The organism is Cerasicoccus maritimus, assembly GCA_031296935.1.
Taxonomy (GTDB): Bacteria; Verrucomicrobiota; Verrucomicrobiia; order Opitutales; family Cerasicoccaceae; genus Cerasicoccus; species Cerasicoccus maritimus.
This window is the reverse complement of sequence record JAVDPD010000002.1, coordinates 205,118-220,565: the sequence shown is the minus strand read 5'-3', so window position 1 is coordinate 220,565 and position 15,448 is coordinate 205,118. Positions and strand designations below refer to the sequence as shown.

6 protein-coding genes are annotated in these 15,448 nt (G+C 56.5%); 3 read left to right on the top strand and 3 right to left on the bottom strand.

The features are described from left to right. Window positions 1–37: 37 nt before the first annotated feature. Entirely contained in the window at window positions 38–5,935 is a 5,898-nt protein-coding gene (locus tag RBB62_RS01415; protein WP_309396279.1) for an alpha-2-macroglobulin family protein, read from the top strand. A 25-nt stretch (window positions 5,936–5,960) separates the two neighbouring features. On the opposite strand, the gene RBB62_RS01410 is transcribed toward RBB62_RS01415, so the two are convergent. Beyond that, window positions 5,961–6,575, bottom strand: coding sequence for a polysaccharide deacetylase family protein (locus RBB62_RS01410; protein ID WP_309396277.1), 615 nt, complete (start codon window positions 6,573–6,575; stop codon window positions 5,961–5,963). 435 nt (window positions 6,576–7,010) lie between these two features. Between RBB62_RS01410 and RBB62_RS01405 the strand changes: the two genes are divergently transcribed. Then, window positions 7,011–11,465 (top strand): hypothetical protein, encoded by a 4,455-nt coding sequence (locus RBB62_RS01405; RefSeq protein WP_309396275.1) that lies wholly within the window; start codon window positions 7,011–7,013, stop codon window positions 11,463–11,465. A 15-nt stretch (window positions 11,466–11,480) separates the two neighbouring features. Further along, window positions 11,481–12,236: a hypothetical protein gene (locus RBB62_RS01400; RefSeq protein ID WP_309396273.1), complete on the top strand. Its 756-nt coding sequence runs from the start codon at window positions 11,481–11,483 to the stop codon at window positions 12,234–12,236. Between the two features lie 44 nt (window positions 12,237–12,280). Here RBB62_RS01400 and RBB62_RS01395 read toward each other — a convergent pair whose 3' ends face one another. Together RBB62_RS01395 and RBB62_RS01390 are read right to left on the bottom strand one after the other, a co-directional pair. After that, entirely contained in the window at window positions 12,281–12,961 is a 681-nt protein-coding gene (locus tag RBB62_RS01395; protein ID WP_309396271.1) for an LON peptidase substrate-binding domain-containing protein, read from the bottom strand. A gap of 47 nt (window positions 12,962–13,008) precedes the next feature. Next, complete coding sequence (locus RBB62_RS01390; protein WP_309396269.1) at window positions 13,009–15,447, bottom strand: TolC family protein; 2,439 nt, start codon at window positions 15,445–15,447, stop codon at window positions 13,009–13,011. Between the last annotated feature and the right edge of the window lies 1 nt (window position 15,448).

Sequence of the window (15,448 nt, the reverse complement as noted above, 5' to 3'; positions counted from 1 at the left end):
TGTCGAAGCCTGCAAGAAAATCAACATGCTTCCAGCCATGCCTCGCAAACCTCACTTACGCTTCTTTCTGCTCGCATTACTGCTCTCCGCCAACCTGCTAAAAGCCAACACCCAGCCAACCAACACTGGTGAGACCTGGAAAGCAGCCAACCAAGCCTACGCCGAGCACTCCTACCGACAGGCCGCCCTGCTCTACGAACAACTGGACCAAGCCGACAAGCTGCCCGACGGCGTTTCCGCGGACGATCTGCAATTCCGCCTCGCTGACTCCCAATGGCGCAACCTTGCCGCCACCCACCAGACTGACGCCCAATTAATCAATGCGCCGCGTGAGGCGCTCACGGAGCTCGCTGCAAAAATAAAAAAAGAAGCCAAGGGCGCGCGCCCGCCTCAGCTCTGGGCCGACATCCAGGAATCAATGGGCGACTCCTACTGGACGTCGGATCAATACCGCAACTGGAGTAACGCCTGGAAGCACTATAAGCAGGCACTCGACTGGTGGGCCGCCTCAACGGATATTGATTCCGCCCGCGAGCACTACCTGGACATCGTTTTCCGCGCCTCGATGCCGCCCAACGTCCGGCCCAACTACTGGCGTTACGGCTACCGCTTTGGCAACTGGATGCCCATCTCCGTGCTCCAGAACGCCGTCGAAGTCGCCAAGACCACCGAGCAAAAAGCGCACGCTAACTACCTGCTCGCCCTCGAATACATGCACCAGGGCAACGCGCAATCCCTCAAGGCCCAAGCTGCGTTCGAGGCCGCGCTGAAGGCCCCCAAAAGTGAATGGGCCGATGACGCGCTTTTTCGCTACGCCGAGTGGGCGCAAAGCTACGGTGCCAGCTATTGGGACGACCACGGCCACTTCCGCAGCGAAGGCAACCTAACCCTCGCACTCAAGCTCTACCAGCAATTTGTTGAGCGCTACCCCGAAGGCTATTCCCGCTACAACCGGCAGGCAAAACGACGTATCGAGGACCTCACTGAGCAACAACTAAACGTCAATATCGGCAACACCTTCACCCCTGAAAGCGTCGTGGAGTTCGCCGTTAACTGGCGGAATTTGGGCACCGTCGAAGTCGCCGTTTACGCCGTCAACTTGCAGGAGCTTTTTCAACCCGAAGACGACCAGCCACGCTACTCGCCTTTTGACGATAACCATTTCGACCTGAGCGGCCTCACGCCGCTGACGCGCATGACCCGCCAGCCCGATGGCAAGCCCATGGCCCAGCAACACAGTCTCATCGAGCTTGAAGAAGGTCTGCCTGCGGGCGCCTATGTGATTCAGGCCAAGTCGGGTGATCAGGAAGCTCAGGGCCTGCTACTCGTCACCGAACAATTCGTCACCACTATTCGCGACCGCGACACCATCCTCGCCTGGCTGACCGACGCCCAAACCGGTAAGCCCATCGCCGATGGCAAAGTCAAAGTCTGGCTCGGCAATTATCAGCGAAACAACAATCAGGTCACGATGGGCTGGATTTCCGCCACCCTTGAAACCGACACAGACGGCCTCGCGCGCTTCACGAAAAATAGCTTTCCCGAGCTGAAGGGCGCCCTCACCAATTACGAGCGCCTCATCGCGATCAGCGCGCAGGGAGATCAGTTTAACGTCGCCAGTGACAACCACAACCTCCAGCCCTACCGCTACACCACCGATCCCCAAAACGGCAATGCGTGGCGCGTTTACGCCTTTACTGATCGCCCCGCCTATCGCCCCGGAGAGACGATTCACTGGAAGGCCATTGCCCGCGTCCGCGAGTCGTTGACCAATTGGCGACTGGCCGACACTGCCGTTAATTTACACTACCGCATCACCGGCCCGCAAGGTGAAGAAGTCGCCAGCGGCACCATGACGCCCAATGAATACGGCAGCATTTGGGGCGAGTTCACGGCCGGCGCCGACTGGAAGCTCGGCATGTATCAGATGCAGTTCAGCCTTAAAAAGAACGACGAGTTTATTGGCAATGCCGAGCTATTCCGCCTCGAGGAATACAAACTGCCAGAGTTCAAAGTGGCCATTGAAACCGCCAGCGCCAACGGCGAAGCCGCCACCGCTTATCGCCTGGGCGACGAGGTCAACGTCAAGATACAAGCCGATTATTATTTCGGCGGCGCCGTCCCCAATGCCGAGGTCAACGTCGTCGTGCGCGAAAGTCCGTATTACCATTACTGGATGCCGCGCACGTCCTATCCTTGGCTCCACAGCCAGCCGAATTTCTACCGCAATCCGGGCAAGGAGGTGCTCAATGAAACGCTCAAGACCGACGCCGAAGGCCGCGCACACCTCGTCCTGCCCACTAATGGGAATTCCAACCAAGACCTTGAATACAGCATCGAAGCGCGGGTCGTCGACGAGTCCCGCCGCGAGGTCACCGGTCGCGCATCGATCCGCGTCACCCGCGCGCCGTATTTTGTCAATGTCCGCCCGGAGCGCACGCTCTACCGCCCCGGCGAAACCGCCAGTGTGACGATCGAGACCGTCAACGCCAACGAAGCCCCGGTGCAAGTCGAAGGCAAGGTGCGCCTCACCCGCGAAGAGTGGATGCAGATCTACCGCGGCCCCGACGGCGAAGAAATTTCCGGCCAGGAATACCGCCGTCGCCTCAACAAAGGCGCGGGGCTATTCTCCTCCGCGCTCGACCCGAATGACTGGCATCGCATCCGCCAAGGCTACGATGTAGAAGAAATCAAAACGTGGACGCTCACCACCAATGCAGACGGCAAAGCCACGATCACCTTCCCCATAGAGAAGACCGGCTACTACCGCGTCTATTGGGTCAGCAAGCCCGAGCGCAGTGCGCCGATCAAAGCGGACACCGCCATCTGGGCCGCAGACTCTGCATCGCAAAGTATCGGCTACCACGGCAACCTGCAAATCATCGCCGACGAAGAGGCCTTCCGCGAAGGTCTGCGCGCGCCCGTGATGATCTCAACCGCCGAGCCCGGCTCCTGGGTGCTCTTTACCGCGCAAGGCGGCGGCCTGCTCGATACACGCGTCGTCCATGTGGAGGGCAATGTCAAGCTACTGCAGCTCGATGTAAACGACGCCTGGGTGCCCAACGCACGCCTGCAAGCCAACACCGTGCGCGACCTCAAAATGTGGCAGGACCAGCAGGACATCAACATCCCGCCGACCAAGCATTTCCTCGACGTATCCGTCGTCACCAATGCCGAGTCCTACCTCCCCCGCGAGAAGGCCACGGCCATCATCACCACGCGGAACATTGATGGCCACGCTGTCCCGGCCGAAGTGGCGTTGTCGGTATTTGACGAAGCCGTGCTCGCCATCCAGCCGACGCTCGCCCCGGACCCGCGCGAATTCTTCTACGGGCAAAACCGCCCCATCACCGTTTACACCAGCAGCTCGCAAAACCTCCGCAGCTTCCGCATCAATCAGAAGCTTGCCGCCAACGAGCAACTTAAACTCGAAGGAGGCGTGGGGACCAAGTATGCCGCAACCTTCGCCGACTCAAGTAGCGCTAACGTAGATTACTTCGCTGCGCCGACTGCGGAATTACAAACAAGAGCTCCGGCACTTGCCCCCATGATGGCCAAAGCCGCCGGACTCGCTGAGTCTGATGCAATTAAGGAGAACGCTGGTGCCGCGCCCGAGCCCAACGTCGTCGTCCGCAATGATTTCCGCTCCACCGTTTTGTGGAAGCCCGCCATCGTCACGGACAGCAACGGTCAGGCGACCGTCGAGTTCCAGCTGCCGGACAACCTCACCACGTGGGAACTTGAAGCCCGCGCCACGGGCCTGCCCGCCAGCTTTGGCGAAGGCTCCACTCTGGCTAAAACCCGCCTGCCGCTCATTGCCCGTTTGCAGACGCCGCGCTTCTTCGTGACCGGCGACCAGCTAACCATCACCGGCGTCATCAACAACAACACCGAGGACGACGCATCTGTCCGCGCTGAGCTCGCCATCGATGGCGGCCTCAAGCTCGTTAACTCTGCGATGCAAAGTATCGACGTGCCTGCGCACGGCTCCACGCAGGTCAACTGGATGGTCGACGTCGTCTCGCCCGGCGATGTAAAGCTCACGCTCACCGCGAAGTCCAACACCCACGGCGACGCGATGGAGCTCACCATCCCAGCCTTCGAGCACGGCATCAACAAGTTCCTCGCGCGCAGTGGCAAGATGACCAGCGACAGCCTCCGGCTCGCGCTCGACATCCCCAAGTTCAAGGCCGACGGCGCGAGCTTCACGCTCCACCTTTCTCCGAGCATCGCCACCACCATGCTCGACGCGCTGCCCTACCTCGCGCAGTATCCCTACGGTTGCACCGAGCAAACCATGAGCCGTTTCCTGCCCGCCGTCATCATCGCAAAAACGCTGACCGACCTCGGCCTCAACGCCGATGACATCCTCGAGCAGAACTTCGGCGGCATCGAAGAAAACACGCCCAACAAGGTCGTTCAAAAATTGAAGCCAAAGAAAGACGGCAACCTCGCCGACCTCGACGAGATGGTCAGCGAAGGCCTCAAGCGCCTTGTCGACTTCCAGCACAGCGACGGCGGCTGGGGCTGGTGGAAAGACGACCAAAGCGATCCCTACATGTCCGCCTACGTCGTCTGGGGCCTCACGCTCGCCGAGCAGTCGGGCGAGAAGATCGACGCGGAGGTCCTCAAGCGCGGCCGCGATTATCTGAACCTCCGCCTCGTTGACTTTGAGAGCCGCTACGACATGCAAGCCTGGCTGCTTCACGCGCTCGCCGCCGCCGACCACGGCATGCCCGACGCCAAGCCCGAGCGCAACGAAGCCAAGGCCTTTGCGAACCTCTGGAAGAACCGCGATCAGATGGTCGCCTACTCCCGGGCGCTGACCGCCATCGCCGCCAAGAATTTAGGGTTTGCCGACGAGGCTAAAATTCTTGCCGATAACTTGGCGAACGGCGTGAAGCTCGACAACAACCCGCAAGGCTCAGTCCTCGCGCCTGCCACCGGGGCCACACCACAAGATGATCCAACGATCCTGCCCACTGCCCACTGGGGCGAGGACGGCATCTACTACCGCTGGTCGCGTGGCGGTGTGGAAACCACTGCCTTCGTCCTCGCGGCGCTCGTGGAAATCAATCCGCAAAGCGAGCTCGTTACGCCCGCGATGAACTGGCTCGTCAAAAACCGACGCGGCGCTCAGTGGAGCAACACGCGCGACACCGCCATCGTCCTCCTTGCGCTCAATAATTGGCTCCGCGAAAGCGGCGAGCTCGAGGCCAGTGGCCAATACACCGCGCTGCTCAACGGCGAACCCATCGGCGAAATCAACGTGACGCCGCAAACCGTGCTCACCGCGCCGCGCGTCATTGATGTGCCGGTCGACAAACTGAAGTCCGGTGAAGGCAACACGCTTACTTTGCAACGCAAAGCTGGGAAGCCTCCCCTTTATTTTGCGACGCGCTTTGACTTCTTCTCACTCGAAAATCCCATCGCCGCTGCAGGCAGCGAAATATTTGTCAGCCGCAAATACGAGCGGACCTTTCCGGTCAAGACCTTGCTCGATGGCTTTGCAACGCAAAGTTCGCCGCTCGTCAGTGGCGGCGTCGCAGATTCCGGCGACCGCATCGAAGCCATTGTCACCATCGAAGCCAAGAACGACTTGGAATACATTCTCGTCGAAGACTTAAAGCCAGCGGGCTTTGAAGCCGTCGCCCTGCAAAGCGGCGGCCGACTCTACGCACGTGAGCTTCGCCCCAGCGCCCTGGATCAAGCAGACCGCTACACCGGCCGCCAGCAGTGGGTTTACCAGGAGCTGCGCGACCGCCAAATCGCCAGCTTCATCAGCCGTCTGCCGCAGGGCCTCTGGGAAATCCGCTACGAGCTACGCGCCGAAACGCCCGGTGCCTTCAGCGCCCTGCCCGTGATCGCTGAGGCCATGTATGTGCCCGAGATCAAAGGCAACAGCGCCGAGCTCAAGATCACCATCGAACCTTAAGCACCGCCGCCTGGCGGTTGTTTGTCTACACGTAAACGGGTTGACCGGCTGCGAGGAGCTCACTGATGGTGACGAGCTGGAAGCCCTGGGCATGGTAGCGTCGGATCATTTCAGGCATCGCCGCGAGGGTCTTGGTTTGCCAGGTGTGGAGGATGAAGATGTCCCCCGCCTGAACGCCTTTGGTGTAGTTCTCCGTAATGCCTTCGACCGTGGCATTCGGCGACCAGTCGTCATGGCCGCGGCCCAAAATGGAAGGCAGCCCCAGCTCCTTGAGCACGGTCCAGACATAGTCAGAATGCTCACCAAAAGGCGCGCGAAAGACCGTTGGTGCCGCGCCAAAGGCATCGCTGAAGAGCTGCTGGCACTCAGTCAACTCCGCACGCACAGCGTTGAACGACAGCTCCGGTAGATGTGGATGCGACATGGTGTGGTTGCCAATCTCGTGGCCAGCCGCATGCACCTCCTTGGCCAGCTCGGGCTCGGCGAGGACGTTTTTGCCCAGATCAAAAAACGTCACCCGGCTATCAGTCTGAGCCAAAAGTTCAAGCCAGCTACGGCTGGTTTCGGCGATGGGCCCATCGTCAAAAGTGAGGCAAATATATGGCTGGTCGGTTTCGACGCGATGAATGGGAGTTGGCATAGTGAGAATTGGCAGAACCTTTGCTACAAAGTGCATTCAAACACAGGAAATCGATGCAGGCATGGCTTTTTCGTTAAGCAAAGCGTCTTGAAGTCGAGTACATTAGTGTCTCTCGGCAGAAAGACAACTGTGCGGATGGATAAAAGCATGCTGGAACTGAAGGGGGGGTAAATGAAAACCCACACCATTCATTTCCCCGTTCCTCCTGACAAAAAATTAGAAGAGCAAACGCGCGTTTTCGACAATCGAAATCCGATCGCAAGCGCTATTTCTGGAAGCAACCGCATAATTGACTTGATTTCGCACTATGATTTATGGTCTAATCACCTACTTTTTCGACATACCCCCGCAAAAACCGTTAGGTATTTGCATTGCCACCCCTTACGCGATAGGTAGAAATGTAAGCTTCACGCGCCCATTCCACCTTTTAACAGCATGAATATCCCCACCCCCCTCATTCAGCCCACCAAATCCAACGGGAGGCCCCGCTCAGGTGGCTTCGCTTTGATCATCGCGCTGACTCTAATGTCCTTCATGGTCGTTTTGGTTCTCAGCCTCGCCACGTTCCTCAACGTGGAGATGCAAAGCACGACCCATAAAAACAAGCTCAACGAGGCGCGCCAAAACGCAATGCTCGGGGCACAAATTGCTTTGGGCCAACTGCAAGTGCACGCAGGCCCGGACCAGCGAGTGACTGCGCCGGCCACCGTTGTTTACCCTACCAAGGTAAGCCCAGGCGTGGGCGACCTGTGGGATATTTACCGTTCGCATGCCACTGGCCTGCCGTTGGGCGGTGGCACCAGCGCACCGGACACCTGGCGAACCTACCTCGCCGAAGATTTTGACAACAATCTCGACCAGGACCGTGAATCATGGAATGAAGAGCTCGTCGAATGGTGGGCGGGCAAAAACCCCCATTGGGTTGGCGTATACAAATCGGACAGAAAAGATGATGACGGCAACTTCATCAACCAAGGTGACTTCGACCGCTCACAAACGCCACACTGGTTGATCAGCGGCAATGAAAAATTTACCGATGACACCATTGCCGGGCAGACCACGCCAGACACCGTGCTCGATCCGGAAGATCCAGATGTAGCCACACTCGTTGGCTATGGCAGCGCCTCCCCAAACGAGAGCGACGACGCCAGTGAAGCACTCTCTAGCGACGGTATTGATGGGCGCGTGCTAGCCCCCAAGGTCGATGTACTCGACGCCGACTCCATCGTGACTGGACAGTATGCCTATTGGGTGGGCGATGAAAACATGAAGGCCAACTTCTCGATCCTCGACCCCTACTTCGATGCCGCTTCCGGCACCAAAGAAGAACGCTATCGCCTTCAAGTCCCCCAACGTCTGGGCTGGGAGCAAATCTCCGGTTATAAGGATATTTTTGATGCGTTCAATGGCAACCAGTCCGCCCAAGAAGCGATGGTAAACAACGAAGCGCTGGAACTCATCGAAACGACTTCCCAGATTGTCCTGACCAATCCAGCGCCGGACGACACCGTACTCACCGAGCAGTACCAGGACGCGGCTCGCATGAACTTTCACCATATCACTGGATTCTCCAAAGGGCTGTTCACTGATACCGCAATGGGCGGTCTGCAAAAGGATTTAACCCGCTACTTCGAAGGCGGCGCGTCGGCCACCAATGGCGGTATCTCTGACTCCAACCCAATTCCTGACCCTGACGGCAGCGACCTCTTCGACTACGGGAACGACCCGCGGATGGGGCTCAACAACGCAGGCTTCCCTAACTCCGATCTCAACATCCCGACCTGGGCTGACGTTCGTGAATGGTACACGAACGAAGTCAAAAACACCGGTGACGGTGAGGGCCAAATCGAAGTGACGGAGTATACCACACCGATCCTGACGCAAGTCCGCCTGTTTGTGGGCTTTACCAAAAGCGGTAATAAACTCCGCCTCAACGTGCTACCGCAAATCGTTTTGTGGAACCCCTACGACACCGGGCTGGAAGTTGCTGACTACGACATACGCATCAAATTCGAGCCTGTGCTGACTCGCTTCATGGTGGCCTCCGAAACCAGCGCCACCCAGGATACATCCGTGCTCAACCCTGCAACGGTGCGCGAATACACCAGCGCTTCCAATTACCACTTCCATAAGCTCAGCCAATCGGATGCTGACTCCTGGCAGCACAACCAGCGCGAAATTGTGGATGACGGCAGCGGCTCAATCGTGGTCACTTACAACAACGATGCGCTGCACATGGAACCCGGGCACGCCAACCTCAGCAATGTCGCTGCGAACTCGGTTTACCCCGTAGATCAGGATATCTTCTACGACACTTACAACATCGCGATTTTCCCCGAAGGCAATGAACTCTCGCTACGCATCTCCCAGCAAAACTTCAAGGCGGGCGAGCACCTGATGTTCAGCGTCGGTGAAGACCACAAGATCGATGAAAACAACGACAGCGGAACCAACATTGCGATCATCCAACTGGAAAACGTCTTCGACCGCGACGCACCCAGCTCGGCCTATCATCAATTTGCCACGCTCGATTACGCTCCAGGAGTCGCAAACCGATCGGGTTACTGGGCGGACAATGCTGTCTTCCTGCCATCGCCCAGCACGGAGTTCCAAATAAGAATTTTAGTCAATGGCATTGAAACGCGCGACTACGGATCCTTTGGCAACTTGAATCGCGGAGGCGGCTTCATGCCCAACTTTAATGGCTCGCGCAACGCCTCCGTATTGGTGGACCAGCCAATGATTTGGCCTACGCTCTATGACGGTGACTACTTCAGCGCCGCCATCTATGGCGACCGTGATCCCAATCTCAACTCCAGCAGCCAGCGCCAAGGCCCGATGGATGTCCCCATTATGCTCGTGGGCGAAAACTATCTAGACCCTCTATACTATCGTGGCGCTGGCACCATCGACACCCTTGAGTCTGGAGCGACCAGCTTCCGCCCCTTTGCCAACTACAATATCATGGCCAAGCAATTCACCTCTAACAATCCAATGGTTGACGGAGTGCGTGCGTCCAAAGACTGGCGAAATAGCGGAGCTGGAGGAGAAGACATGGCGCGCTTTGAGGCCGTCTTTGGCCTCCAAAGCCGTAACAACAGCCAAGCCACGGTCTACGATGCATTCAACAGCGACACAAACATTGGCGAAGGTAAATGGTCTTCTTGGAGACATACCAGAGACAGTCACCCAAATGCTAACAAAAAAATATTGGTTGACCGTGGGCAACCCTGGAACGCATTCGATGAAGAGCGTCGCGCAGAATTGGTGAATGGCCGCACCGTAGGCTTTAACTTCATCCAGGCAACCAAGCTGCCGGAAGGCCTCACTCGACGAAATTACCAAAATCCCAAAATCGACGCCTTATCTTCCGTGCCAGTTCGCCTCGCCTTTCGCCCAGAGTTTGATATAGTCTCCATAGGCCAGCTACAGCAAGTAAACGTGAGTCCGTTTATGTGGCAGCCCGCCTATGCGATTGGCAATTCGGAAGCCAGCCCCTACATCGACCGCGACCGAATCGCCGGGCTTACCTCCCGCCCGGTCTGGCAATACTACTCGGTGGATTCAGATAACGTTGCTGCAAAAGATGCCGATGGCAGCTACGTCGGCACTTCGGAATCCTGGGCCAGTAGTGGTGTGGGCAACAACCGCTTCAACCACCTCGTAGACATTTCCTACCTACTCAATGAAACACTATGGGATCGTTACTTCCTCTCAACGATCCCCAATACGGGATCCGTGGCGCTCGACAACTCTGAGCCTCTGGGCAACAGCCGAGTAAAATTTAATAGCAGCAAAGACTTCTCGATCTCCGATGCTCGTGATTTCGATGACGCCGCTGCCTACGTATACAATTCCGGCGCCTTCAATGTAAATTCGACTTCGGTTGAAGCCTGGAAAGCACTGATAACCGCTTTTCGGGACATACAACTGCGCTCCACTCAGGATGGAAATGACACCAATCCAAACGACACGGTGCCAATCTCTCGTTCACTGGAGCCCTTGCGCGGCGCGATCGATTTCACTTTCGACTCCACCACCAATGACGCCTCTGAATACGGTGCAGCTCCGTCCCTAACTGGATATGGAAACTACGATAAAATTTTTGGCGGCTATCGCTACCTAACCGATGACATGATCGAAACACTCGCGGAGCGCATCGTAGATGAAGTCCGTTTGCGAGGCCCCTTCTACTCAATGGCAGATTTCGTGAACCGCCGTCTGGATCCACCAGATGGGCTCTCACGCACCGACTCTGGCCAGATATCATACACGGATTCGAATTACCTCAATGCCCGTAAGAGCAAAGATATCAGTAAGAGCTATGACTCACTCGTCGGGCTACAAAGCATCAATGGCGCAATCCAACGCGCACTCAATGTGTCGGGCATCAACGGAGGCGTTAACTACCCAACCACCACCGAGCACACGACCTATAAAACCTTCGACGCAATGTTCAATCCGCGCAGATACAGCGATGCGAATAACGAAGGCTGGACGTCGGATTGGCGCTGGGTCGCCTACCCTTCTTTAGGTTGGTACGCCGACTCTGAAGCACGTGCCGGAGCACCCGTTGGTGAGCAGGGCATGCTGCTTTCGCACAGCCCGGGATTCATCACGCAGGCAGATATCTTATCCATGTTAGGGCCAGTGCTTCGTCCCCGCGGCGACACATTCGTCATCCGCAGCTACGGTTCTGCGATCAATAAACTAACCGGTGAAGTCGATGCCGAGGCATGGTTGGAAATGACCGTCCAACGCGTGGTCGACCCGGTAAACCCAAGCAGCTCTAACCCCAATGAACCAGCAACGACAACCAGCGGTGAGGTCGATTTTGGACGAAAATTTGAAATCGTAAACTTCCGTTGGTTAAGCAGCGAAGACGTCTAACCCATGCCCCACAACATGATCAAAACCTATTCTACTCTCTTCACTGCCATCCTCTGCCTAGCGACTTCTGCTATCCATGCGCAAAACTACCAGCGAGATAAATCACAGAAAGTCTGCGCGGTATTGTTGGAAAATCGCTCGGTCAGCAAAGCCTTGTATTACAAAGACATCATGGATGAATACCGCGCCTTTCACGTTGGCACACAGTCACGAGGGGGGGGCAACATACAGCCGCTTAGCAACCGCCTAAACCTATATACCAAAGGCCTCGATCAGAAAGGCGAAGTCGTTTACACCCCCGCCATCTCACTCGAAATTCCGCCCGTGGAACAAGTGTTGGTCGTATTTTATTACGATAACAAGCGCGACCTCAACTTTCAGGTATATGATGACACCGCAGAAGCCCATCCACCGGGCACGGGACGCCTCATCAACCTCACCAAAAACAACGTCGTTGGCAAAATAGGCGATCAGGCATTCAAGCTTCGCCCGTGGAGCAGTATGCTTTCCGATGTATTGACCAAGGAAAAACGTACACGCTTTCAATTCGGCTACGTTATGGACATCGATGGGAAATACAATGCAGACCCTTCCATCGACACCTTCCGTATCCCCAATTCCAAAATGCGTTGGTTAGCGATCTTTACCTACTTTGACTACAAAGAACAGGCAGGAAAGGACGTGATAACCACGCGCCTACCAAAAGTTGTTCGCATGCTCGACGCCCCACTACTCCCCGAGAAAGAGCAGAGCTACAGCGCCATGCCATAACAACAACCTGATAGCACCGACGTAACAACAACAACCCAACGCAATTAATTTCGGTCCAGGCCGTCTTCCTGGAGTTTGCCGCGGAGTTGTTTTTCGAGGTGAAGGCGCTCGTTGTTGCGGCGCAGATAGTCCAATAAACGGTTAAAGCGGCGGCGCGTATCGAGGGTTTCCAAGAGCTGTTGCTTCATGTCGTTATCCTCGCACAGCGTGAAGCTTACCAAGTCGAGATAGGTCTCGGGGTCTTCGAGATCGTTCAGGAAATCATAAACTTCAGAGGCCTCGTCGCGCGACAATTGACGCCGCATGCGGACCGCTGACGCCAGCTCGGAACGCATATCGACCAAGGCGTCGTCGTTCGCGCCAATCGAACTCAGCGGCTCAAACTCACCAATTCGATACGGCTGCTCCCGAGCAATCCGCACAAAGCGCACCCTCGCAAGCCCTTGAAGAATCAAATGCGAAGTCCCGTCGTCTTCTCGATGGCTCGCACGCACCACACCGACCGACGCCACTGGGTACGGCGGCTCAAACTCGCCCGTCGACTGACCGCGCACAACATCCTCTCTGGCAACCACAAACAGGCGGTCGCCCGACAATACGTCTTCAAGCATCTGCCGATAGCGCGGCTCGAAAATATACAACGGCAACATCACATGCGGAAAAAAGACGGTGTTTGACAGAGTCATCACCGGCAACTCCCTGGGTATGCTTAATTCAGCGGTCACACCACCAATTTAACCGCGACCTCAAAATGCGCAAATGAAAGATCAACTTATTGCTCGGCAGGTGTAGCAGAAGTCCTGGCGCTTGACTGATCGAGGAATATTTTGGCGGCATCGAGCCAATCCTCCTGTTCATCAGGCGTCGCCAGGAATTCGTACCAGTTGATGGCGCGCATGTAGTCAACCAGATCTTCCAATAAGTTGTAGGTGGACAGCACCTCGTTTTGCTTTTGCACAAAGGCCTGGTTTTGAGCATCGAGGAGGTCGACAATACTCACGCGGCCCACACGGTATTTCTCGGTGACAATGTCGAGGTTCTTCTGAGCACGATCAGCGGCGATCCGACTAAAGCGCACATCGCTGTAAGAAGACTTCAGCGTGTAGAGTGAGTTCAACACACGCTCCTCCACTCCTTGGCGAATCAGCGAGCGGTCGTATTCGCGACCACGCACCAGCGCCTTTTGCCGCAAGACATTGTAGACACGATTGCCGCCTTCAAAAATCGGGATACTTGCTTGAAAAACAACCTGCCATTCGTCCGTTGGCGTGTTGGCGCTCCCCTGTAATGATTCATAGGTATCCTGCTGGAAAGTATTCAGGTAGTTAAAGTTCACGCCCACGGATGGAACCAGGAAGCTACGCTTCGCTGCCCCGAGGCTCAACTCTTGCGCCGTTACCCGACGATCGGCGACTTGTAGCTCCGGCGCATGCGACATGGCAAACTGTAGCGAGAACATGCGGAAGCCGCGCGCCCGTGAATCGCTGGTAATCAGCTCCACCACCCGGCGCGAAGTGGTGTCGAAGGAATCGGAGCTGAGGCCGATTTGCTCAGCATCCCACTGCGCTCCCAAGTCGTCCATGCCCATCACACGGTTTAGCGCAACGAGTGCCGTTTGCACTTGGCTCTCGGCTACGGCAACCGACGCGCGGTCCGAAGCTTCCTGAGCCTCAAAACGGTAAACCTCTTCTGGACCAGAGGTGCCCACATCCAGGCGAACGCGCGCCAGGCCAAGGTTCGTCCGAGTTACGTCGAGATTTTCCTTCGCGATGGCCAAAATGGATTTAGCCGCCAGATAACGTAGATAGGCCGTTGCCGACAGCTGAACGGTGTCGGACTCAAGGCTTTGCTCCTGATACTGAGCTGCCTGTGTTTCCTGCTCCGAGATACGGTAGCCGGTCACGATGTCGTCGTCATAAACCATTTGCGACACGCCGATGCCCACACTGTTCGATTGCCGCGGAATCGTACCCAGCGAGTCGCGCGCCTTCGCGTCGTTGTTCCGCGTATATTGGTAAACCGCGCTCACTTGCGGCAGCATCTGAGAGAACGATTGCCGCTGAGCTTCGTAGGTGGCGGTAGTATCTTCGCGCCGCGCGCGCAAATCGTAATTCGCCTTCAATGCAGCTTCAACAGCCTTGTTCAGATTAAGCGGGCTCGCGTTGATCTTCGGCGCTTCGCCGCCGACCAATACCGCGTCGAACAACATCTCGGTAGGCAAGTCGAAGTTAATGCCAGCCGCGGTCACCACGTTTACATAAAGCTTCTTTTCGACGCGAAAGAGCGAATCCATTTGCGAGGCAACGCGACCACTCAACAGCTCCTTGATATTGAGTGCGGCGCGACGCGCCAGTTGCGTGCGCAAGTCAGGCATGACGCCAAAGAGAAAGCCCTGCGCCACACCGGACTCCCCCGTCATCGCAAACGTGGGAATCGCACGCGCATTGACGCCAGTAATGTAGTCTTCTAACTGAGCTTCACTCGGAAAACGCAAGGGCGGAAAAAAGAACACCGCTTCGGCGCGCTCTGGCGTTGCCTGCAAAGAATCCGCTGCCGTGGAGCTCAGTGGAATAAAGCCATGTTCTACGCCGAGCTCCTGATCGATTTGCTGAAGCAGCGCCTTCACCGGACCGTCATTCTCTAGATCCTGCAAGTAGGCATCGGTGACTGCGTAGAGCACCTTCTTAAAGCCAACCAACTCTTGGAACTGCTTTACATCGTCGTGCAGCGAAATATCTGAGACAATGACGTAGAGGTTATCGATTGTGGAGCGGCCATTCTGGATGAATGGCGCGACAATTTTCGGATCCTGCACGTAGGCGCCAATGCAGGGCTTGGTCAGCTCCACCACTCCACTGGCCGCTTCTTCCAAACTGAAGTAGCCTTGCAGCAACACAACGTCGACACTCGGATCGTCCAAAGCGCGCTTGAGCGCCAAACGAGCGCCACCCGGAAACCAGTTCGCGTTAAAATCTGCGTCTTCACGGAAAACGATGTTGTGTTTGCTTTTCAGCAACGCCGTGGTCTCCCTCTTCACCTCGTCGATCATCGCATCGAGGATGTAGGACGGGCCATCACGCACGATGGCGATCGTCAAGGTGGGGTTGACGGTTTCGTCGGGCACATCCGTCTGCGCCTGGCAAACTATACTCGCAAGCAATGTAAGCCCCAATATTTGCAGGAGCTTAGAGAACTGATTCTTCAACGGCATG

Excerpts from the sequence above, each read along its gene's own strand:
- RBB62_RS01415 (WP_309396279.1), top strand. The coding sequence starts at position 38 with ATGCCTCGCAAACCTCACTTACGCTTCTTTCTGCTCGCATTACTGCTC.
- RBB62_RS01410 (WP_309396277.1), bottom strand. The coding sequence starts at position 6,575 with ATGCCAACTCCCATTCATCGCGTCGAAACCGACCAGCCATATATTTGC.
- RBB62_RS01405 (WP_309396275.1), top strand. The coding sequence starts at position 7,011 with ATGAATATCCCCACCCCCCTCATTCAGCCCACCAAATCCAACGGGAGG.
- RBB62_RS01400 (WP_309396273.1), top strand. The coding sequence starts at position 11,481 with ATGATCAAAACCTATTCTACTCTCTTCACTGCCATCCTCTGCCTAGCG.
- RBB62_RS01390 (WP_309396269.1), bottom strand. The coding sequence starts at position 15,447 with ATGCCGTTGAAGAATCAGTTCTCTAAGCTCCTGCAAATATTGGGGCTT.